Below are 20,787 nucleotides of genomic sequence, written 5' to 3'. Positions count from 1 at the left end.
ATTTAATTTAGATAAGTGGAACTTGTATTCTAACGGCTCAATGCTTAGCATTGAGCCGTTTTGTTTTATTTGATAGCCACAATTTTTAAGGAAGCCGAATGTTTTGGGTAAATGGAATTCCACAAACACATGTCTCATTGAGCGATCGTTCCTTTCAATATGGTGATGGGTGTTTCTCGACAATCCTGACTAAGAAGGGAGAGTTGGTGTATTGGCCTGAGCATGTTGCAAGGATGGAAGCCTGTCTCAAAGCGTTACACATTCCTTTTCCCGATTGGCAAGCGGTTTATGAATGGGCTGCGAGTGCAGCATTGTCAGATGGTGATGCGGGTGTGAAAATCCATATCAGTCGTGGCACTGGTGGGCGCGGATATAGCCCGTATGGCATTGAAGGGCCAACCGTGACCATTTCTAATTTTCCTTTCCCTAGTCATTACGCTGCCTGGCAAACTAATGGTGTAAGTCTTGGCGTGTGTGAAACGCGATTAGGTATTCAACCGCTACTTGCTGGTCACAAGCATAATAACCGCTTAGAGCAGGTGCTCGCGAAATCCGAAATAGACGGGACCGAGTTTGCCGATGCAGTAACGTTAAATGTGCAAAATCATGTCATTGAAACTACAATGGCCAACCTTTTTTGGGTTAAAGATAATAATGTTTATACGCCTGATTTAAGTTTGTCTGGTGTTGCCGGTGTCATGCGTCGCAAGGTAATTGAATTTTGCGAGGTTAATAGCATCAATGTACAGGTAGAGGCCTTTGAGCTTTCTGATGTGCTCAACGCCGATGAAGTATGGATGTGTAACTCAATATTAGGTGTGGCTCCTGTAACGAGCATTACAACACAAAATAAGAAAAACGTATTTCCAATAGGAAAACAGACTCAACGACTGCAAGGGAAGTTAACTACGTGATTAAAAAACTATTGGCTGTTGCTGTACTGATCGCTTTGATTGGTGCTGCAGGTGTTTTTTACGTTGTTTCACAGGCGAAGCAATACGTGAATAAGCCAATTCTACTTGAGCAACCTCAGCTATTTACGGTAGAAAATGGTACAAGCTTTAACCAAATAATGCGTGACTTGGTGAAAGCAGAAGTTATCGAGTCTTCTGATTATACTCGTTTTATTCCGCGTCTTTATCCGGAACTGCTACAAGTTAGGGCTGGAACATATCAACTCGAGCCTAAGATATCGCTTTATCAAGCGTTAGAGCACCTAAATACAGGCAAAGAGTATCAGTTCGCGATTACTTTTGTGGAGGGCAGCCGTTTTTCTGAATGGTTGGACTTGCTTAAAGAAGCGCCTTACGTAGAGCATGATTTGACCGCACTCTCTGAAAAGGAGATGGCGGCTAAGTTGGGTATTGAACGTGAAAAGCTAGAAGGACTCTTCCTAGCAGAAACATACCATTACACTGCCGGTACCACAGAAAGTCAGCTACTAAAGCGCGCGCACCAGAAACTAAATAGTATACTTGATGCGCATTGGGCGTCACGCCAGGAAAAACTTCCGATTCAAGATAAATACCAAGCTTTGATTTTGGCTTCAATTATCGAAAAAGAGACCGCTATTGATTCAGAGCGTGAGCGAGTCGCATCGGTATTTGTTAATCGTCTGAACAAGCGTATGCGTTTGCAAACAGATCCGACAGTGATATACGGAATGGGCGATGCGTATGACGGTAATATTCGTAAAAAAGATCTGCGCACGCCTACGCCATACAATACGTATGTCATTAGTGGGTTGCCACCGACGCCAATTGCAATGGCAGGAGAAGCGTCAATCGTTGCGGCGTTGAACCCTGAAGAGAGTGCCTACTTATACTTTGTCGCAAGCGGAAAGGGCGGACATGTGTTCAGCAAATCCCTTGCAGAGCACAATCGTGCCGTAAGAGCCTATTTAAGAGAACTAAGAAAGAATAAATGATGAAAGCGAATTTTATTGTCATAGAGGGCCTGGAAGGCGCGGGTAAAAGTACTGCGATACAAACTGTGTTAGATACTCTTAAAACTGCGGGTATCGAAAATATTGTCAATACTCGTGAACCCGGTGGTACGCCACTAGCAGAGAAGATGCGAACACTAGTCAAAGAAGAACACGAGGGTGAAGAGCTTCAGGATATGACGGAATTGCTGCTGCTTTACGCGGCACGTGTTCAACTAGTAGAGAACGTCATAAAGCCTGCTCTAGCGAATGGGCAATGGGTTGTGGGTGACCGTCATGATATGTCTTCTCAGGCTTATCAGGGTGGTGGTCGTCAGATCGATGCATCACTGATGAAAAACCTTCGTGACACTACTCTGGGTGATTTTAAACCAGCTCTAACGCTTTATATGGATATCGACCCCCGAGTTGGTCTGGAACGTGCTCGTGGGCGCGGTGAACTTGACCGTATCGAAAAGATGGATATCAGCTTCTTTGAGCGTACTCGTGAACGTTATTTGGATATTGCCAATAGTGATCCATCGGTTGTCGTGATCAATGCAGAGCAGCCGATTGAGAAAGTGTCTCATGATATTCAAGAGGCGTTGAATGAGTGGTTATCGCGTCAATAAGCGCGAACAAGGATTTAATTGACTCATGTTTAATGATTTTCCATGGCTCAACCCTATTTGGGATAACCTAAAAGCGGGTTTAGACTCAGACCGAATTCCCGGTGCTTTGTTGATACAAAGTGAGCCTGGTTTGGCTGTTGACTATCTCGTTGAGCGTTTTAGTCACGCGCTTCTGTGTCAGAACTTCACTAGCGAAGCTTGTGGTTTTTGCCATAGCTGTCAGCTCGTTCAATCGCACAGTCATCCAGACTTGCACTGGATCAAACCAGAGAAAGAGGGCAAAGCAATAACGGTTGATCAGATCCGTACTTGTAATCGCCTCGCGCATGAGTCATCACAACTCAACGGTTATCGCTTGTTTGTTATTGAACCTGCAGACATGATGAATGAGTCGGCGTCTAATGCGTTGTTAAAAACGCTAGAAGAGCCGGGAGAGAAGTGTTTGTTCTTGCTTGTCACACATAATCAAGAGCGCTTACTTCCGACGATACGCAGCCGCTGTCAACATTGGGTTGTTACCCCACCATCGACTGATCAAGCAATGCAGTGGCTGAAAGAGAACGGTGCATCCGATCTTCCTGCTTATGCATTAAAGCTTAATAGCGGATCGCCTTTAAAAACACTAGAGGCAAAAAATAGTGGTGAATTGGATGAGTATTTGACATTCGAATACGATTTCATAGACGCTATGTCATCCGTTGTGGCTGATCTATCAGCATGTGCTTCTTATATGGCGAAACATCCCGAAAACGCGATAAATTGGGCCTGGTATCTTCTCACTGATGCACAGAAGGTTCAGTTTGGTGTTTCTGAAGGCGATATTTTGCCTGGTGCTTATCAGCTTCAGCACAAAAGCTACAACGGTTTATATTCATCAGCGAAGCAGTTGATGGAAATCAAGGCTCAACTACAAGCATTTCCGGGCTTGAACCTTGAGCTATTATCAATGAATTGGTTAATTGAATCACGAGAGGCATTATGTTCGTAGATTCGCATTGTCACTTAGACAAATTGAATTACGACGATCTCCACATCAGCGTGGAAGACGTTATTAACAAAGCCAAGCAGGCTAATGTGACGGAGCTACTCTCTGTAGGGGTGACTCTGGACTCGTTTCCTAACATGTTGGAAATGATTACGCCATACGAGAATGTTTACGCTTCTTGTGGCGTTCACCCTCTAGATGTAGAAAGCGCATTTTCTCTGGACACACTTCGTCAGCATGCTTCACATAACAAGGTAGTGGCGGTTGGTGAAACTGGCTTGGACTATCATTACAAGCCAGAAACTGCTGCGTTGCAGAAAGAACGTTTCGAGCAGCATGTTGAACTTGCGGTTGAACTTAATAAGCCACTGATTATCCACACGAGAAATGCTCGTTCAGACACACTGGATATACTTCGCGCTGGTGGAGCAGATAAGTGTGGTGGTGTGATTCACTGCTTTACCGAAGATCTTGCATTTGCTGAAGCCGCGTTGGATTTAGGCTTTTACATCTCTATTTCAGGGATCGTAACTTTCCGCCAAGCAACTGAACTCAAAGAAGTGGTTAAGACACTTCCTTTGGACAAGTTACTTATTGAGACCGACTCACCTTATCTAGCGCCAGTTCCTCATCGAGGTAAAGAGAACCAACCCGCCTATGTTGTCGAAGTAGCGGCTTACATTGCGCAGCTTAAAGGGGCTGCTCTTTCAGAAGTCGCACAAAAAACTACCGAAAACTTCAAGAATCTTTTTTTACGATAGATAAAAAGATTTCGGTTAAATTAGATTAAAAAAGGGGCGATTGCTCCTTTTTTAATATTAAAATACCGTCTAGTCGATTTTTTATTTAATAACCCAACTAGTTTTGGTGATTTTTTGGTGTCAATTTAATCTGAATTTATTTTGTGATGAAAAGTAACAATCCCATCTATTTTATTTACTCTTTAAAATTAATGTTGTTAATTAATAATTTAAATTAAAACAGTAACTTAACCTCAATGTAATCCATTGCTTAATAGCGTTTAGACTGTGATCTATATATTACTTTGAAACTAATCTCAAGCATCCGCTAGAAACCGGTACCAATTACGGGATATATTTAGAGCCGGAAAATATATCGTGTTCGCGGTTATATATTCTGTAGAGACTAGCATTCAGGCTGCGGGGGTGTGCCGCTAGCGCTCTAACTATTCTATCAGGAGCAAAACTAATGAAAGGTTTCTTTAGTAAACTTTATCAATTGATGCATGCTAAGTGCCATTTCTCGCCTATGCTTCTGTTAGATTTTTTTGTCACTTTATGGATAAGGTGAACATTTTGCACGCAACTTGCGTTATGGCTTTGTGTGTTTTTGTGTTTCTTATATTTATGAAATTTATTGGTTTTGTAATAAAAGAGAGGCCGTTGATAACTAGTATGGTTCAAACGCTATTACTAGAGGAATTTATCAATTAATTTGTTGTTTTCGTGATCTGTAAACGATTATTGTCTTCGAACTTTGAGGGTTATCAATAATATATTTCGAGGCATAAAATATAATCATTTTGTGGTTACATCTTAATTGGGTGCTAACATTTAGGCTACGGGGGGTGGCCGTTAGTGCCCATATAATATTTATTACTTATCAGGAGCTTGAACATGTTCAAAAACCTTTTTGCTAACCTGCAAAAAGTCGGTAAATCACTGATGCTTCCAGTATCGGTATTGCCGGTTGCAGGTATTCTTCTGGGTGTTGGTGCTGCCCATCTGAGTTTCATTCCAGAGATTGTTTCTAACCTAATGGAACAAGCTGGTGGTTCTGTATTTGGCCAGATGGCCTTGCTATTTGCTGTCGGTGTTGCTCTAGGCTTCACAAATAACGATGGTGTAGCAGGTCTGGCTGCAATCGTTGGTTACGGTATTATGACTGCGACGCTTGGTGTAATGGCTGGCGTCATGGGTGTTGAAAAAATTGATACTGGTGTACTAGGCGGTATCTTAAGTGGTGGTTTGGCTGCCTGGGCATTCAACCGTTTCTTCAAGATTCAGTTACCTGAATACCTTGGCTTCTTCGCGGGTAAACGTGCGGTGCCAATCATCACTGGCTTTGGTGCGATCATTCTTGGTGTTATCCTTTCTGTAATCTGGCCACCAATTGGTAGCGGTATCAGCGCGTTCTCTCACTGGGCGGCGGATCAAAACCCGCAGCTAGCATTTGGTATCTACGGTATTGTTGAGCGTTCACTGATTCCATTCGGTCTACACCATGTATGGAACGTACCTTTCTTCTTCGAAGCAGGTAAATGTGTCAACGCTGCAGGTCAAGCTCAAAACGGCGTTTTAACTTGTTACCTTGTTGCTGATGAAGCATCACGTGCTGCTGGTAATGGCTTCGGTCAGCTAGCGGGTGGTTACATGTTCAAAATGTTCGGTCTACCAGCGGCAGCTATTGCTATTGCTCATTGTGCTAAGCCTGAAAACCGAGCGAAGGTAATGGGTATCATGGCGTCAGCTGCGTTAACATCATTCCTTACTGGTATTACTGAGCCAATCGAGTTCTCGTTCCTATTCGTTGCTCCACTACTATACGGAATCCACGCGCTACTAGCTGGTTCTGCATACGTTGTTTCTAACACGCTAGGTTTTGTTCACGGTACTTCTTTCTCTCACGGTCTTATCGACTTCTTAGTGTTGTCTGGTAATGCTCAAAAGATGGTTCTGATGATTGGTGTAGGTCTGGTTTACGCGGTTATCTACTACGTTGTGTTCCGTGCAGTGATCACTGCTCTTGACCTAAAAACACCGGGTCGTGAAGATGAAACTGAAAGTGTTGCAACAACTTCTGGCTCAGACATGGGTGGTGAACTAGTCGCAGCATTCGGTGGCAAAGCTAACATCACAGGTTTAGATGCATGTATTACTCGTCTGCGTGTTGCAGTCGCTGATACTGCAGCTGTCGACCAAGACAAACTAAAACAGCTAGGCGCAGCAGGTGTTGTTGTTGTTGCTGGTGGTGTTCAGGCTATCTTCGGTACTAAGTCTGATAACCTAAAAACAGAAATGGATGAGTGGATTCGTAACCACGGCTAATCTCAGTTGTCCATTATTTAAGTGAAAGGGGGGGCTTCGGCCTCCTTTTTTAATGTCTACGTACTCTAACTTCAATACGTTAATCACCTTACGGTTTAACAAACTTTCTATATCACATTCCTTCCCTACTAAAGCACTTACCCTAATTCATGTGACTATAAACTCATCTTTACTTTTTTGAGAGTTTCCCTACATCCTTCTTACCCTTCATTGACATAATAAAATCCAGTCGTGTTTGAATTATGCACGATGTTTTTTTAAGAATTGATAACGTTTATGAAGAAGAAACTAATAATACTGGCAGCAGGACTGATGTCTGGCGCTGCAATGGCGGCTAATGGAGCTTCTGATTTAGCTGTTGGTATGGCAGTCGATCAACAATTGAGCGTTGTTGTTGAGATAGATAATACTTACCGTGGGATTATCGGTAATGACGGCATGGCTTTTGACTACATTGCTAAACGCGGTACGTTCGACCAAAACATCCCGGTAACCTGGTATGTGGGTGTAGGTGGTTGGTACGAGTGGGACGATGAATTTGGTGTGCGTGTACCACTAGGCGTCAATTGGGACTTATCTCAGGGCTGGGATGTGTATGCACAGCTGCATCCAGAGCTTGATCTGTATAAAGGTGCAGATTTACAGCTTGGTGGTGCAGTTGGTGTGAAATACAGCTTCTAATATCAGTTACAAAGAAAAATGCCGGCTCAATAGCCGGCATTTTTATTGTTGGTAACAAGTTTTATTGCTTATTCATTGCTCGCTTGATGCAAACGGCCGCACCGCCCCAAGTAATGCCTAAGCCAAGAACCATCATGATGATTGCGCTGGTTGTCATTTTGTTGTCTCCTTGCGGTTTACTGCGTTAATTAATAGCCCGAAGATAAAGAGTGCTGCGATCAATGCCCAGCCTAACGTCAAATCGTAACCACCGTAGCCGTCAGTAAGTAGAGCATAAAGCTTAGTCGCTAAGATTACAGTTAGCATAATTGGTGTAACGAAACGCAAGCAGATTTCAAACCATTGGCCGATTGAGAAATCAGAACGCTCGTTAACGTAACCACGAACTTCTGCAACACGGTTTAATAGCCATGCCATCAATACGATTTCTACTAAGCCACCAACCATGATACCTACGTTGTTGGCAAAATGGTCAACCAAGTCAAGCAATAGCAGACCACCGTTGGTTGCAAATGCCATGGATACGACGAAACCAGTACCAATAACAACGTTTGCGGCTTTCTTACGAGTCCAGTTTAATTTATCGATAATTGCTGAGGTTACAGCTTCCATGATTGAAATATGGGAGCTTAAGCCTGCTACAACTAAAGCAAAGAAGAACAGTGGACCAAGAATGTAAGGTGCTGGCAATAAGTTAATTGCTGCTGGTAACGTTACAAATGCAAGACCAACACCCGCTGAAACCACTTCTGTTAATGGTTTACCTTGCTCCTGAGCCATATAGCCCAATACAGAGAAAATCATGATCCCGGCAAGGATAGAGAAACCACAGTTAATTAATACTGTCATGAACGCATTGTTTGTGATGTCTGATTTCTCTGGCAAGTAGCTAGAGTAGGCCAGCATGATGGCAAAACCGATACTCAGGGTAAAGAAGATCTGACCATAAGCGGCTGCCCATACTTTAACATCCCAGATTTTGCTGAAGTCAGGTTCGAACATGTAGTTCACACCGTTCAGTGCACCTGGTAAGAACACCATGCGCCCGATAAGGAACAGCACCATCAAGAAAAGAATTGGCATCATGATCTTGGATGCACGCTCGATTCCTGATTTCACACCACTCGCAATCGCTACATAAGTAACGGCCCAAGCAATCACCATAGACAACGCAATTTTCCATTGGATACTACCTAGATTAGTTGGTGAGTTATCACCTAACTTCAGGTATTCACTGAAGAAAAACGCGTTTGTATCTGCTCCCCAGCCTTGGCTGAACGACAGACCAAAGTAAGAAATAGACCAGCCGATCACGGCAACATAGTAAACGGCGATGACTGCTGCGACACCCACCTGAAACCAACCAAGCCACTCAAATTTTGAATGAATCTTTGCTAGCGTCTTTGGTGCTGAGCCACGGTATTTTTGCCCCATACTGAACTCTAGGATCATGAATGGAATACCTGCAGTGATCATGGCAAAAAGGTAAGGAATAAAAAATGCGCCGCCACCGTTTTCGTAGGCCATGTATGGGAAACGCCAAATGTTCCCCAGACCGATCGCTGACCCTACTGCTGCTAAGATGAATCCTGCGCGGGATCCCCATTGTTCTCGCTTCATATTTGACTCCTGTACAACTCCCTAAGGAATGAAGCTCTTTCTGTAAAGCAGGGCAATTTATTAAAAGTTAGGGAAACTGCTATCCATCAGTTTTTATAGCCTAAATTCTAAGTAGTTGTTGATTTGCCATTTTTTATTCTGCTTCACATGAAAGAATTCAGAGTTTAACTCTTAAATTGTTGATGTGTGTTTGATAAAACTGAAATATTTATCTGTTTTCGCTGTTCAGACTAACTTCTAATAATCACAAGCGCAACAGATTCTAAATGTTAATATTAGTATTTTGTCTGGTTATAATATGGTTAATTTTAGTTTTCATGGTGTTTATCTGAGATTTGATCAGTATGTATCAAGATAAATGACTGCCATATAGCTAAATAATTGGTTATAAGGACTGTTTTGATTATTTAGGGGGTACGACTAGCTTTTGTACATCCTCTAGAAGATGTTTCGTCAACGCGAGGCGATTAAAAGCGAAAGCTAAATCCGACATTAGATTGAAATTGGTTCATCCAATCTGTGTCATACTTGATGATGCAGTTGGAACCTTCAGATGGTAATGTACATGAGCCTGAAGTGTCATTGTCGACTACGGTACCTAGCCAGCGTAGTTGTGCCGTTAAAGCAAATGCTTGAGAGTATTCATATTCAATACCAGCAAACGCACTAACAGAAAAACCCACTTTTTTATCCGCCCAGTTCACATCTGTATAAGAGCCGCCTAACCCTAAGCCAGCGTATGTCTGCCAACCCCGTGCAATAGGATAGGCGAGACTACTTTGAAACTGTAGGTAATGAATGTCTGCCGAGTTAGACAGTGATTTTAGTTCTGTCGGTTGATAGGAGTAAAAAAGACCAACTCTACCCTGAAGAAAAGGTGTTTCTATTGCCAACGCATAATTGGTAGCTGCATCGATGTCGTAGGTATTAGCGTTCGCGTCTTCCACTTTACCGCCACCGGTGTAACCAATGAATGGCGTGACGATGATATTCGCTTGGGCGTTAACAGCAACACTCATCAAAATACTTCCAACTAAGCAGTCGAATTTATTACTCATGTCCTATCTCCTTATTATACCTACGCTAATTGTGATGGCTTAGTCAAAACCGTGCGAACAAATCAAGCAAATCTTGAACATGTTTCACACTGGTGTTATTAATTTGTTACAGTTTAAGGAGGTGTTTATGGAACACGATCTCAAATCCGCACTAATCATCGTTGCCGCTGTGTTCGCAGTTCTTTTGTCATACGGAATTATTGCGATTACTTCGGCTTAATCTAAGTTTAGCTTTATTAGAAGGCGTAAGCCGATGATACGTAACAGCGGTATAATTACAGATAGTCATACTGAACTTGATATCAATGTTTACGAACAATTCAGGCATGGCAAAACTGCTCTTGTGACGCAAGGAGGAGGGCAGAGAGGAATTTTTACCGCTGGAGTGCTTGATGCTTTTTTACTCTCCAACTTTGATCCCTTCGATGAATTCTATGGTACCTCAGCAGGCGCACTAAACCTGTGCCCCTATTTATGCCGTCAGCATGGTATGGGTAAGGCGTTTATTACTGAACTGACTACCTCGCCTGAGTTTTTTAACCTTTTTCGTTATATTCGTAAGCAGCAATACTTGGGGCTGGAATGGGCGCTAGAACGAATTCAGGATTTTCCCTACAAACTGGACCTCGATATGGGGCGTAAAGCCTTGGGAGCTAGAGGCGCTTTTGCGGCTGTAACTAATGTAGAGACGCTTTCCGATCAGTATCTTCCTATGTTGGGAGATTCCTGGTTTCAAACCATGTTGGCAACGTGTGCCATTCCTAAGTTATACCTTGGCCCTGTTGATGTAGATGGGCATAAATTTGTCGATGGTGGTGTTTCTGCTTCCATTCCTGTTCAGGAAGCATGGCGACAGAATGCGCGTAATATTATTGTTATCCGAACTGAGCCGTACTCAGAGAGTAAAGCAAGAGTACAAAGCGAAATAGGGGACTCCCCTGTGCAGTGGTATCGTGAGTCTATAAACTCCGTTCAGCAATCGTGGCAACAGAAAGTGAGTCAGTGGAAGTCTGATTGGGCGTCCTTTTTCCAACAGAAAATTAATAACGCCCATCAATCTAAACTGACTGGCGAAATGCTTCTAAATGGTGGACGATGGTTGTTTGGGGCGGATAATTTGTATCGACTGAGTCACCTTATCGGAGAAAACTTTGACTCTGGTTTAGCTGATATGCTGATGATCCATTATCAAACATTTGAGCTTACTCAAGCGTTTCTCTCTACGCCGCCTGATGATACTTTTATTTTGCAGATCGCGCCCAGAGAAGCGCTTCGTGCCTCTTCTTTGTTGAGTGATCCTGAAGCGTTAGAACATGATTATCAATTAGGTTTACAGGCAGGATACAACTTCGTCCAACTTTATGATCAGATAAATATTGATCTTGACTTAGATGGGCGAGAAAGTGCGTAGTGTTTTGATATTGCTGAGTTTTAAAGTGAATAAGGGCTCCGAAAGGGGCCCTTATTCTTTGTACTGATATATTATACAGGCATAATACGCATGCAGTTGGTTGAGCCAACGACATCCATTACATCACCTTGAGTAATAATGACCACATCTCCGTCGTTTAAAAAACCTTGTTCTTTTAAACAGCGAATAGCAGCCTGCGCGGTTGGTAATCCTGTATCTTCTTTAGCGTTAAAATAGACGGGTGTGACACCTCTATATAATGCGGCGCGATTCAATGTCGATTCATTCCTTGATAAGGCAAAAATTGGTAACCCTGAGCTAAGACGAGACATCATAAGGGCTGTTCTGCCTGACTCGGTTAAGGAGATCATGGCTTTGATGCCTTCCATATGGTTTGCAGAGTACATGGTTGCCATCGCGATCGTTTCTTCAGCTGTTTCGAAGGTTCGGTCTAAACGATATGAAGACAGACTAGCTTCAGACATTTTCTCTGCCCCAAGACATACATCTGCCATCGATTTAACGGTTTCCACCGGGTATTGGCCTGCCGCTGTTTCACCTGACAGCATCACCGCATCGGTGCCATCTAACACAGCATTTGCGACATCCATGACTTCGGCGCGTGTTGGCATTGGGCTTGTGATCATCGACTCCATCATCTGGGTTGCGGTGATGACGATACGGTTTAAGCTACGAGCACGACGAATAAGCATCTTCTGAACACCAATAAGCTCTGGATCGCCAATCTCTACCCCTAAGTCTCCGCGAGCAACCATGACAACATCAGATGCCATAATGATATCGTCGATCGACTCATTGCTCTCTACAGTTTCGGCGCGCTCTACTTTGGCGACCAACTTTGCTTCCAAGCCTGCATCTCGTGCTAAGCGTCGTGCATAATGCATATCTTCGCCATTACGCGGGAAAGAAATCGCTAAATAATCGACTTTGATTTCTGCGGCAGTAAAAATGTCTGCCTTATCCTTTTCTGTTAAGGCTTCTGCGGATAATCCACCGCCTTTTTTGTTGATGCCTTTGTTGTTCGACAGGACACCACCAATCGTGACACGAGTATGTACTTTATTGCCTTCTACGCTGGTGACTTGTAATTGAACGCGGCCGTCGTCGAGCAATAGAACATCGTTGGGTGCGACGTCTTGTGGCAATTCTTTGTAGTCTAAACCGACTGTTTCTTGACTGCCTTCACCTTTTGGCAAGTCGCTATCTAGGGTGAATTTGTCACCTACTTTGAGCGTCACTTTGCCATCTTTGAATGTAGATACGCGGATTTTTGGACCTTGTAAGTCGCCTAAAATTGCAACCTGACGTCCTAGTTTTGCGGCAATAGCACGGACTTTGTTTGCACGTTGAATATGATCTTCGCTGCTACCGTGTGAAAAGTTCATTCGTACAACGTTAGCGCCAGCTTTGATGATCTCCTCAAGTACATTGTCTTTATCAGTTGAAGGCCCAAGTGTGGTAACGATTTTTGTTCTTCTCAATGTGGATGTCATAGAGTCTCCGAAGAATGCTAGTGTGGGACAAGGTAACTCGAATTGTATTTAAGTATATGCACAGAATGCTTTGGTTAAGATGAACACAAGCAAAAAGTTCTGCATCTTTACAAAAACCAACGGCAAAGAATTAGCTTGATGTTTTTAGTGATAGCCACTCGCTTGGAGGGATTTACTAATTTGGTCAAAAAAATAAGTTATTTTTTACACAATTTAACAGGTGTAAATTTTCCGTTATTTGACTAAATACACAAACAATCAGGTTTCTGCGTGATGCTTGTCACGGGGATCTATTAATTCACTTCACAATTAGTTCGCAAAGTAAAAAAATTGCCGTGTTATAGAATTTTGGAGTGCAGAATGTACATGGCTCAACCGGGCCATATTGATCATATCAAACAGATCAATGCTGGTCGGGTATATAAACTAATTGACTTAAAGGGTCCAATATCTCGAATTGATTTGTCCAAGCAAAGTGAGCTTGCGCCTGCAAGTATTACTAAAATCACTCGAGAATTAATTGAAGCACACTTGATTCATGAAACAACCGTTCAAGAGGCCACCAGTCGTGGTCGTCCCGCTGTCGGTTTACAGGTTAATAATGAAGGTTGGCAGTTCCTGTCGATGCGTTTAGGCCGTGGTTATTTGACAATCGCGCTCCATGAGCTCGGCGGCGATGTATTAATTGATACAAAAATCGAAATTCATGAGCTGGACCAAGACGATGTACTTGAGCGCTTGCTTTACGAAATCGATGAATTTTTTCAAACTTATGCTGATCAGTTAGATCGTGTTACCAGTATCGCAATTACGCTGCCAGGCCTTGTTAACTCAGAGCAAGGCATCGTGTTACAAATGCCTCATTACAACGTAAAAAATTTAGCTCTGGGACCTGAAATATATAAGGCAACAGGTTTACCAGTCTTTGTTGCTAATGACACGCGAGCTTGGGCACTAGCGGAGAAACTGTTTGGTCACTCTAAAGAGAATGAAAACTCAGTTCTGATCTCGATTCACCATGGTTTAGGTGCCGGTATTATTCTGGATGGACGTGTGTTGTTAGGTCGTCACGGTAATATCGGTGAATTAGGCCATATTCAGATAGATCCAAATGGTAAACGCTGTCATTGTGGCAATATTGGATGTTTGGAAACGGTGGCAAGCTCACAGGCTATTCGTGAAGAAGTCGTCAGACGTATTGCTGATGGTGAGGCGTCCAGCCTTGCTGAGCAAGAGGAGATGAGTATCGAGAGCATATGTGAAGCTGCTGCTAATGGTGATCCTCTTGCTGTGGATGTGATTGAAAAACTGGGCGGCTATCTAGGTTCTGCGATTGCGATTGTGATTAACCTTTTTAACCCAGAAAAGATCTTGATTGGTGGTGTCATCAACCAAGCGAAAGGGATCCTTTACCCTGCTATTCGTCGTTGTATTGAAGAGCAGAGTTTACCGGTTTACCACCAAGATCTGGAACTGGTAGAGTCTCGCTTCTACAAGCAAGCGACAATGCCGGGTGCAGCACTTGTAAAACAAGCGTTGTATGACGGGCAACTGTTGATGAAAGTGGTAGAGGGTTAATCTCTTTTACTGACTTTATATCGGACATATCAAAGGGATGAGACTTAAATTCTCATCCCTTTTTGTTATTTACTACTTGTTACTTACTACGATTGGTACTATTCCCAAACGCTAGTGAAAGTCTCGTGATTTGCTTTGTAACTCCACTAGGTTATGAGTGCAATCAATCAGTTTGCCTGCTATCACGTGTGTCACATCTCCTTCTCTCTCTAAAATTCCTTTTACCATCATCACTTTGGATGTGAGATAAGCTTGCTTTTGGGCCCGGGCAGTGGCACTCCATACCACAACATTAATATTCCCGGTGTCGTCTTCTAAAGTGATAAAAGTAACACCCGCAGCGGTACCGGGAGATTGACGTCCGGTGACGAGCCCGACAACGGTTACCAGTGATTTATGTTCTTTCTCGACTAACTGTTGCATGCGAGTAAAGCGAGGCAGCTTACCCGCTTGATCCAATAAAGTAATCGGATGACGATTGAGAGAAAGCCCGGTACTGGCATAATCTTCAATTAGGTTTTCATACTCAGAAGGTTGTGTTTGATAACTAGCAACAGGCTCTTGCACATCATGAAATAAAGGTAAGTCCGATAGTGAGTCCATGGCCGCCCAACGAGCACTGTAGCGATTGCCCGACAATATCTGGAATGCATTCGCGGATGCTAAGAGTTCGATATCGCGGCGATTTCTCAGGATTTGCTTTACTTCCTGAATAGATCGATAACCGCTTTTAGGACGGCGCTCAATAAGCCGGTTTGCGCTTTCCTCGTTGAATCCTTTGACTAAACGAAAGCCAAGCTGTACGCCCAACCGACCATTAGGACGTGGGATAAGGTGGTGCTGATAGCGTGAAAGATTGATACAGACTGGCAAAACTTCGATGCCATGGCGGCGAGCATCCTGCACCAATTGGGAAGGGCTGTAGAACCCCATGGGTTGGCTGTTTAAAAGCGCCGTATAAAACTCAGCAGGATAGTAGTATTTCAGCCAAGATGAACAATACGCCAGAACCGCAAATGAAGCGGAATGACTTTCCGGGAAGCCGTATTCACCAAAACCACAAATTTGCTCGAAGATACGTTCCGCAAAGGCTAAATCGTAGCCTCGCTCACGCATACCATCGATAAGCTTAGGCCTGAATTTGGCAAGATCGCCATTCTTTTTCCAGGCAGCCATCGCCCGGCGTAGCTGGTCGGCTTCACCGCCACTAAAGCCAGCTGCAACCATTGCGAGCTTGATGACCTGTTCCTGAAATATCGGAACGCCCATGGTTCGCTCTAAGACACTTTTCACTGCTTCTGATGGGTAGCTGACAGGTTCTTCATCATTGCGTCTTTTGAGGAAGGGGTGAACCATATCACCTTGAATTGGCCCAGGGCGTACAATCGCAATTTGAATCACCAAGTCGTAATAACAGGCAGGCTTCAAGCGAGGGAGCATGCTCATTTGTGCCCTGGATTCGATCTGAAATACCCCGACGGTGTCTGCTTTCTGGATCATACGGTAAACGTTGGGATCATCCTGAAGTCGGGTGATCTCTGCAATGGACAGTGATCGCTGGTGGTGCTTTTCGACCAGTTGAAAGCACTTTCTGATCGCATTCAGCATGCCTAATGCGAGTACATCGACCTTGAGCAGTTTTAAGCTTTCTAAATCGTCTTTATCCCACTGAATGATGGTGCGATCTTCCATCGCCGCGTTTTCCACCGGAACTAACTCGTATAACGGTCCGGAAGAAATCACAAAGCCACCGACGTGCTGAGACAGGTGACGAGGAAAACCGATGATCTCGTTCACCAGTTGAATAAATTGTTGCCCTTTGAGTGACTCTGGATGCAATCCGAGCTCGACAATCTGCGCTTGCCAGCCTTGGCTACGATCGCGGCGATTGACGTTCTTAATAAAAAAGTCTAACTGAGTTTCTTCTATCCCCAATGCCTTACCGACTTCTCTGACGGCGCTTTTGAAGCGATAACTGATCACGGTTGCAGCCAGAGCTGCTCGTTCACGACCGTATTTTTTATAGATGTATTGAATGACTTCTTCTCGGCGTTCATGCTCAAAGTCGACATCAATATCGGGCGGCTCATCTCGTTCTTTGCTGATAAACCGCTCGAATAGTACAGCGATTTGCCTTGGGTCCACGGAGGTGATTTCCAGGCAATAGCACACGACAGAGTTTGCCGCAGAGCCACGTCCTTGATAGAGAATGCCTTGCTTTTTTGCAAACATCACAATGTCGTGAATGGTTAAAAAGTAATAGTGGTATTTCAGATCCTTAATTAAGGCAAGTTCATTCTCTATAGTTTGCTGGATGGCTTCTGGAACACCTTCAGGAAAACGTCTTTTCTTGCCGCGTTCAACTAACATACGCAAGTAAGAATCGGGTGTATAACCGTCGGGGATTAATTCGGCAGGATATTCGTATTTCAGGTCGCTCAGCTTAAATTCACACAAATTAGCGATGTGTTGGCTTTCTGCAAGCCATTTCGGTTTGTAGACTCGGGCTATCTTGTTCAGTGGGCGTAGTGCACGCTCTGCATTAGAAAGTCGTTCAAACCCAAGATTTTCAACGCTGCAACCGTGTTTTACTGCGGTTAGGACGTGTTGTAGTGGTAGACGTTCGACCGAGTGCATGAGTACACCACCACAAGCGGTGATTGGTAACTGGAGTTCATGGGCGAGCTCTTCACAATGGTTGGTATATGCCGAATCATCACCCCCAAGGTGACGTTGGATGGCAACCCATAAGCGGTTTGCATGATGTTGGTTTAACCAGCGTCCCCAGTAATGGTCGCTGTTTTGGTGGGTGGGGAGCCATAGAACCAAACAATGACGAATGGTCATCAAATCCCATTCAGAGAGTTGATAGTTGCCTTTTTCACTGCGCCGCCTTGCGTTGGTGATGATACGGCAAAGTTCTGCATAAGCTTTACGGCATGGACACAATAAGACAACCTGGCATTCATCATTGAGCCAAAACATGCTTCCTACGATTTGTTTGATATCGAGCTTATGCTGCTGGATCGTTGTATGTGCTTTTACGACACCTGCGACGGAGCATTCATCGGTGATCGCAATGGCTTGGTAACGGTAAAAAGCAGCTTGCAGCACCAGTTCTTCTGCATGAGAAGCTCCGGTAAGAAAAGAAAAATTGGACTGACAAAACAGTTCTGCGTAACTCGTCATGACTTAACAAAAATACCCGTGAAGAAACCAATGTTTATATTGATCGCGAAACACCCATAACCAGCGGCCTTGTCTGGTGTGTGCAATGTAGTAATCGCGCATGATCTCATCGCCATCCCACCATCCTGACACAATTCGTTCCGGTCCGTGTACCAGAGAAACCTGTTCTTGGAGTGGCATGGGGCTCGGTAACTGCATCGCCGGACGCAGCAGTTGAGGAATGGATGAAAGCGCGATGTCGGGTTCGTCGGCCGAACGATATTGACAGGTTTTTTCTGGTCTTGGGTCATAAGCAATATCGGGCTTGAGTACGGAGTGTTTTCCCATTTTGGCTTGCAACAAAGAGAGCAGATCTAACGGATTCATTTGGCCTTTCTGACCAGAAAAGAGGTCGCAAGCACTGCTGATAGGTTCACCTTGACGAATGATCTGTAAAGTCAGGCCAATCACAGGGCCATTGAGTGTTAGAGATTCTAGGCTCAAACTGGCGAGCTGCTGCCAACGATGACATAAGTAATCGCCTTGTGCTGAAGTGAGTTGAACAGATTGCTGGTGTTTATCTCGCTGGTGGAGCGTTAAGCAAAGCTCGAAAGCCACTTTGTCTCTTAACTTTAAAAAGGTTTCGAGTTGACGAAGTAACTTCACGAGCGGCCTCTCGAGCCATTGAACATTTTCGAGCTCAAACAACAACTCCAAATACACCTGGAATGATTCTGTTGGATGATAAAAATCGACAGGGTGCTTAAATTGGCCTGTCAGACGACCCACGTAGTTCACTAAATCAATATCAAAACGGCGAGCGATATCTTGCAGCGGCAACTCAAGTAGGTTTTGTAGAGTACTTACGCCGACACGCTGCAATTTATCAACCGTTACAGTGGATAAATCAGTCAGTGTTAATGGCAAAGAGGAGAGTGATTGTTGAATAGACGCTTTGTCTTCAATCAATAGGTTACTTCCAGACAATGCCATGAGTTTGGCTGACAATGGGGAAAACCCACAGCCAAACTGAACACTCAGTTTTAGTGTGGCGAGGTGAGTAGAGACTTTGTGCCAGTAGTTTTGCAGCCCATCATAGAGGCTGAGCATAGGTGTTGCGCGTAGCAGGATTCCCTGATTTGGCATCAGAACGACATCAGACGTGATCAGATATAACCACTGGGCAACTTCCTGTAATTTCTTCAGTTCGGTTTGTGGATGATAAGGGTGTACCTGTAAGTCACGACATAAAGACGCCGCACTCCCAAGTCCCATATTGGGTTTAATGCCATGTTGTTTTGCAATATCGTTGTATTGAATGATGCGACAACGCTGGCTTTCGACTATCACCACTGGCTGTTCTTGGTTGCCACGAAAGAGTGTGTCCAATTGCAGGCGAGGGAAGTGTAAGTAAATCCATAAAGGCATAGTATTACCCTTGATTTAACATCGGGAAATTCACGACTGTCGATGGAATATGAGTCTTAGTCGGCACGACCAGTCGTGGGTAATGATGGTGGTAGTTAATTTCGACCCGACCTTTGCTCCAGCCACCTTTACGCTTTAATACCTCAACGCTGACGCCTTGCTCACTCCCTTGTACTTTGAGGCTAAGTGAGACAGGCAGGGATAGACGGTTCGCTCTGATTGGCTTCAACATAAATAGAGGGCAAGATCCTTGCTCACTGGCGACTTGTAGACGCTTGACTTGATGGATCTCAAGCTCGTCTTGCCACAGTAATACATTGCTACACACACTACTTTTTAGGCACTGCTCCGCGGCCCAGAGTGCATCACGCTGATGCTCCGGTGTGATGACCCAGACTTGATTAATATCTAAGCCGATACTGTGCAGAAAGAGTGGATTCATTAACGCTGGCGGCTGAATAAAGGCGGTGACGCCTCTGGTTAGCGATGATTTCAAATAAGGCGCCAATAAACGTAATTCACCGACACTGCCTATAGACTCCATCTCGATCACTCCATGCGGTGGAAAGCCTCCACCCAGCAGCGTGTCCAGTTCTGGAAAGCCGGAGCTATTGAGGAACTGATGTGAGTCCGCTTTGGTTAAATTTGCCTGCCAAACAAGATGTTGGCTTTTTAAGTGCTGAATAATATCTTGCATAACTAAATACCTGTATATATATACAGTATATTTCTATGGTGAAAAGTAGCAAGATTTTTGTGGCGAGAGAAATAAAAAAGGCAGCGTTGGCTGCCTTTTCAATCAGTTATGTGAAGGAGTGAAAACGTAATCACTTACGCTTCGGTTGTGCGTCAATACACTGACCATTCACATCAGTCACACTTGGGTCCATCAGGTGTAGATACAACGGCATCAGATCCTGTGGTGTTTTCAGCAGATTGGCATCTTCACCTGGGTACGCTTTTTCACGCATGCGAGTACGTGTGGCACCTGGGTTGATCGCATTAACGCGCATTGGCGTATCACTTAGCTCATCAGCCAGGGTTTGCATCATGCCTTCTACCGCGAATTTTGAGATCGCGTATGGGCCCCAGAAAGCACGGCCAGAGTGGCCAACGGTAGAAGAGGTAAAGATAATACGGCCTGCTTCAGCTTTTTTCATCGCAGGGAGCAGCGCCTGAGTCATCAGAACTTCGGCTTTCACGTTGATTTGCATGATGTCGTCGAAGTCTTCTTCTTTGATCTGTTCGAATGGACACAGTGTGCTCAAAACACCCGCGTTGTGCAGCAGACCATCAAGGCGTCCGAATTGGCCTTCGATCGTCTCTGCCATATCAATGTAGTTCTGCTTTGTTGCCCCTTTTAAATCAAGAGGAATAATTGCGGCTTGTGGGTAACCAGCGGCTTCAATTTCGTCGTAAATGGATTCAAGGTTTTGAACGTTTCTGCCCAATAAGATCACCGTTGCACCGTGCTTTGCGTATGAAAGTGCGGCTTGACGGCCAATACCATTACCTGCGCCGGTAACAAGAATGACTTTATCTTTTAAGGCATCTGCTGAAACGGAGTAGTCCACGGTGTTTAATCCTTATTATTGTAAGTGGGTCCATGATAGTTAATTGGCGTTAATTACGCCGCTTTCTTAATGGAAAATCTTGGTAATCGTGACAAGATGGTTACAATACACCAATTCATATGTTATACCAATTCCAGAACGTCCGT

General features: G+C 44.2%; 18 protein-coding genes. 10 read left to right on the top strand and 8 right to left on the bottom strand.

All coding sequences use genetic code 11. The features are described from left to right. Positions 1-98 precede the first annotated feature (98 nt). The 7 genes from pabC to L3V31_RS11695 all read left to right on the top strand — a co-directional run bounded on the left by pabC (position 99) and on the right by L3V31_RS11695 (position 7,290). Positions 99-914 carry an aminodeoxychorismate lyase gene (pabC, locus tag L3V31_RS11725; RefSeq protein ID WP_237316229.1) on the top strand — a complete coding sequence of 272 codons (816 nt, stop codon included), beginning with the start codon at positions 99-101 and terminating at the stop codon, positions 912-914. After that, a complete protein-coding gene (gene mltG / locus L3V31_RS11720) occupies positions 911-1,927 on the top strand; it encodes an endolytic transglycosylase MltG (RefSeq protein ID WP_237316228.1) in 1,017 nt (338 codons plus the stop codon). Before pabC ends, mltG begins: the two co-directional genes overlap by 4 nt. Beyond that, entirely contained in the window at positions 1,924-2,556 is a 633-nt protein-coding gene (tmk, locus tag L3V31_RS11715; protein WP_237316227.1) for a dTMP kinase, read from the top strand. Before mltG ends, tmk begins: the two co-directional genes overlap by 4 nt. A gap of 25 nt (positions 2,557-2,581) precedes the next feature. Further along, a complete protein-coding gene (locus L3V31_RS11710; protein WP_237316226.1) occupies positions 2,582-3,544 on the top strand; it encodes a DNA polymerase III subunit delta' in 963 nt (320 codons plus the stop codon). After that, positions 3,535-4,302, top strand: a complete 768-nt coding sequence (locus L3V31_RS11705; RefSeq protein ID WP_237316225.1) for a YchF/TatD family DNA exonuclease — start codon at positions 3,535-3,537, stop codon at positions 4,300-4,302. Before L3V31_RS11710 ends, L3V31_RS11705 begins: the two co-directional genes overlap by 10 nt. Before the next feature lie 876 nt (positions 4,303-5,178). Continuing rightward, a complete protein-coding gene (ptsG, locus tag L3V31_RS11700; protein WP_237316224.1) occupies positions 5,179-6,609 on the top strand; it encodes a PTS glucose transporter subunit IIBC in 1,431 nt (476 codons plus the stop codon). A gap of 276 nt (positions 6,610-6,885) precedes the next feature. Then, the gene (locus tag L3V31_RS11695) at positions 6,886-7,290 is read left to right on the top strand and encodes a hypothetical protein (RefSeq protein ID WP_237316223.1); all 405 of its coding nucleotides are present in this window, start codon (positions 6,886-6,888) and stop codon (positions 7,288-7,290) included. 61 nt (positions 7,291-7,351) lie between these two features. Here the strand turns inward: L3V31_RS11695 and L3V31_RS11690 are convergent, their stop codons facing one another. The 3 genes from L3V31_RS11690 to L3V31_RS11680 form a co-directional block, all read right to left on the bottom strand. Continuing rightward, on the bottom strand, positions 7,352-7,447 hold the full coding sequence (locus tag L3V31_RS11690) for a MetS family NSS transporter small subunit (protein WP_237316222.1): 96 nt from the start codon (positions 7,445-7,447) through the stop codon (positions 7,352-7,354). Beyond that, positions 7,444-8,910, bottom strand: a complete 1,467-nt coding sequence (locus L3V31_RS11685) for a sodium-dependent transporter (RefSeq protein ID WP_237316221.1) — start codon at positions 8,908-8,910, stop codon at positions 7,444-7,446. Before L3V31_RS11685 ends, L3V31_RS11690 begins: the two co-directional genes overlap by 4 nt. Before the next feature lie 467 nt (positions 8,911-9,377). Further along, complete coding sequence (locus L3V31_RS11680) at positions 9,378-9,968, bottom strand: outer membrane beta-barrel protein (RefSeq protein ID WP_237316220.1); 591 nt, start codon at positions 9,966-9,968, stop codon at positions 9,378-9,380. A gap of 127 nt (positions 9,969-10,095) precedes the next feature. Between L3V31_RS11680 and L3V31_RS11675 the strand changes: the two genes are divergently transcribed. Both L3V31_RS11675 and L3V31_RS11670 read left to right on the top strand, forming a co-directional pair. Next, positions 10,096-10,188 carry a YnhF family membrane protein gene (locus tag L3V31_RS11675; RefSeq protein ID WP_020335625.1) on the top strand — a complete coding sequence of 31 codons (93 nt, stop codon included), beginning with the start codon at positions 10,096-10,098 and terminating at the stop codon, positions 10,186-10,188. Positions 10,189-10,221: 33 nt separating this feature from the next. Further along, entirely contained in the window at positions 10,222-11,379 is a 1,158-nt protein-coding gene (locus L3V31_RS11670) for a patatin-like phospholipase family protein (protein WP_237316219.1), read from the top strand. 71 nt (positions 11,380-11,450) lie between these two features. Here L3V31_RS11670 and pyk read toward each other — a convergent pair whose 3' ends face one another. Next, positions 11,451-12,893, bottom strand: a complete 1,443-nt coding sequence (pyk, locus tag L3V31_RS11665) for a pyruvate kinase (protein WP_237316218.1) — start codon at positions 12,891-12,893, stop codon at positions 11,451-11,453. Between the two features lie 360 nt (positions 12,894-13,253). On the opposite strand from pyk, the gene L3V31_RS11660 reads away from it, so the two are divergent. Further along, a complete protein-coding gene (locus L3V31_RS11660; RefSeq protein WP_237316217.1) occupies positions 13,254-14,471 on the top strand; it encodes an ROK family protein in 1,218 nt (405 codons plus the stop codon). A gap of 111 nt (positions 14,472-14,582) precedes the next feature. Here the strand turns inward: L3V31_RS11660 and L3V31_RS11655 are convergent, their stop codons facing one another. From L3V31_RS11655 to L3V31_RS11640, 4 genes are all read right to left on the bottom strand, one after another. Beyond that, the gene (locus L3V31_RS11655; RefSeq protein ID WP_237316216.1) at positions 14,583-17,660 is read right to left on the bottom strand and encodes an error-prone DNA polymerase; all 3,078 of its coding nucleotides are present in this window, start codon (positions 17,658-17,660) and stop codon (positions 14,583-14,585) included. Positions 17,661-17,663: 3 nt separating this feature from the next. Next, positions 17,664-19,067, bottom strand: coding sequence for a DNA polymerase Y family protein (locus L3V31_RS11650; RefSeq protein WP_237316215.1), 1,404 nt, complete (start codon positions 19,065-19,067; stop codon positions 17,664-17,666). 4 nt (positions 19,068-19,071) lie between these two features. Next, positions 19,072-19,764 carry a translesion DNA synthesis-associated protein ImuA gene (gene imuA / locus L3V31_RS11645; RefSeq protein WP_237316214.1) on the bottom strand — a complete coding sequence of 231 codons (693 nt, stop codon included), beginning with the start codon at positions 19,762-19,764 and terminating at the stop codon, positions 19,072-19,074. 130 nt (positions 19,765-19,894) lie between these two features. Further along, positions 19,895-20,641 (bottom strand): YciK family oxidoreductase, encoded by a 747-nt coding sequence (locus L3V31_RS11640; RefSeq protein ID WP_237316213.1) that lies wholly within the window; start codon positions 20,639-20,641, stop codon positions 19,895-19,897. Between the last annotated feature and the right edge of the window lie 146 nt (positions 20,642-20,787).

Origin of the sequence: Vibrio sp. J1-1, assembly GCF_021728395.1 — a bacterium.
In the GTDB taxonomy this organism is placed as follows: domain Bacteria; phylum Pseudomonadota; class Gammaproteobacteria; order Enterobacterales; family Vibrionaceae; genus Vibrio.
The sequence above is the reverse complement of the archived record's forward strand: the minus strand, read 5'-3'. Positions and strand labels throughout refer to the sequence as shown.

Excerpts from the sequence above, each read along its gene's own strand:
- pabC (WP_237316229.1), top strand. The coding sequence starts at position 99 with ATGTTTTGGGTAAATGGAATTCCACAAACACATGTCTCATTGAGCGAT.
- tmk (WP_237316227.1), top strand. The coding sequence starts at position 1,924 with ATGATGAAAGCGAATTTTATTGTCATAGAGGGCCTGGAAGGCGCGGGT.
- L3V31_RS11710 (WP_237316226.1), top strand. The coding sequence starts at position 2,582 with ATGTTTAATGATTTTCCATGGCTCAACCCTATTTGGGATAACCTAAAA.
- L3V31_RS11705 (WP_237316225.1), top strand. The coding sequence starts at position 3,535 with ATGTTCGTAGATTCGCATTGTCACTTAGACAAATTGAATTACGACGAT.
- ptsG (WP_237316224.1), top strand. The coding sequence starts at position 5,179 with ATGTTCAAAAACCTTTTTGCTAACCTGCAAAAAGTCGGTAAATCACTG.
- L3V31_RS11695 (WP_237316223.1), top strand. The coding sequence starts at position 6,886 with ATGAAGAAGAAACTAATAATACTGGCAGCAGGACTGATGTCTGGCGCT.
- L3V31_RS11690 (WP_237316222.1), bottom strand. The coding sequence starts at position 7,447 with ATGACAACCAGCGCAATCATCATGATGGTTCTTGGCTTAGGCATTACT.
- L3V31_RS11685 (WP_237316221.1), bottom strand. The coding sequence starts at position 8,910 with ATGAAGCGAGAACAATGGGGATCCCGCGCAGGATTCATCTTAGCAGCA.
- L3V31_RS11680 (WP_237316220.1), bottom strand. The coding sequence starts at position 9,968 with ATGAGTAATAAATTCGACTGCTTAGTTGGAAGTATTTTGATGAGTGTT.
- L3V31_RS11675 (WP_020335625.1), top strand. The coding sequence starts at position 10,096 with ATGGAACACGATCTCAAATCCGCACTAATCATCGTTGCCGCTGTGTTC.
- L3V31_RS11670 (WP_237316219.1), top strand. The coding sequence starts at position 10,222 with ATGATACGTAACAGCGGTATAATTACAGATAGTCATACTGAACTTGAT.
- pyk (WP_237316218.1), bottom strand. The coding sequence starts at position 12,893 with ATGACATCCACATTGAGAAGAACAAAAATCGTTACCACACTTGGGCCT.
- L3V31_RS11660 (WP_237316217.1), top strand. The coding sequence starts at position 13,254 with ATGTACATGGCTCAACCGGGCCATATTGATCATATCAAACAGATCAAT.
- L3V31_RS11655 (WP_237316216.1), bottom strand. The coding sequence starts at position 17,660 with ATGACGAGTTACGCAGAACTGTTTTGTCAGTCCAATTTTTCTTTTCTT.
- L3V31_RS11650 (WP_237316215.1), bottom strand. The coding sequence starts at position 19,067 with ATGCCTTTATGGATTTACTTACACTTCCCTCGCCTGCAATTGGACACA.
- imuA (WP_237316214.1), bottom strand. The coding sequence starts at position 19,764 with ATGCAAGATATTATTCAGCACTTAAAAAGCCAACATCTTGTTTGGCAG.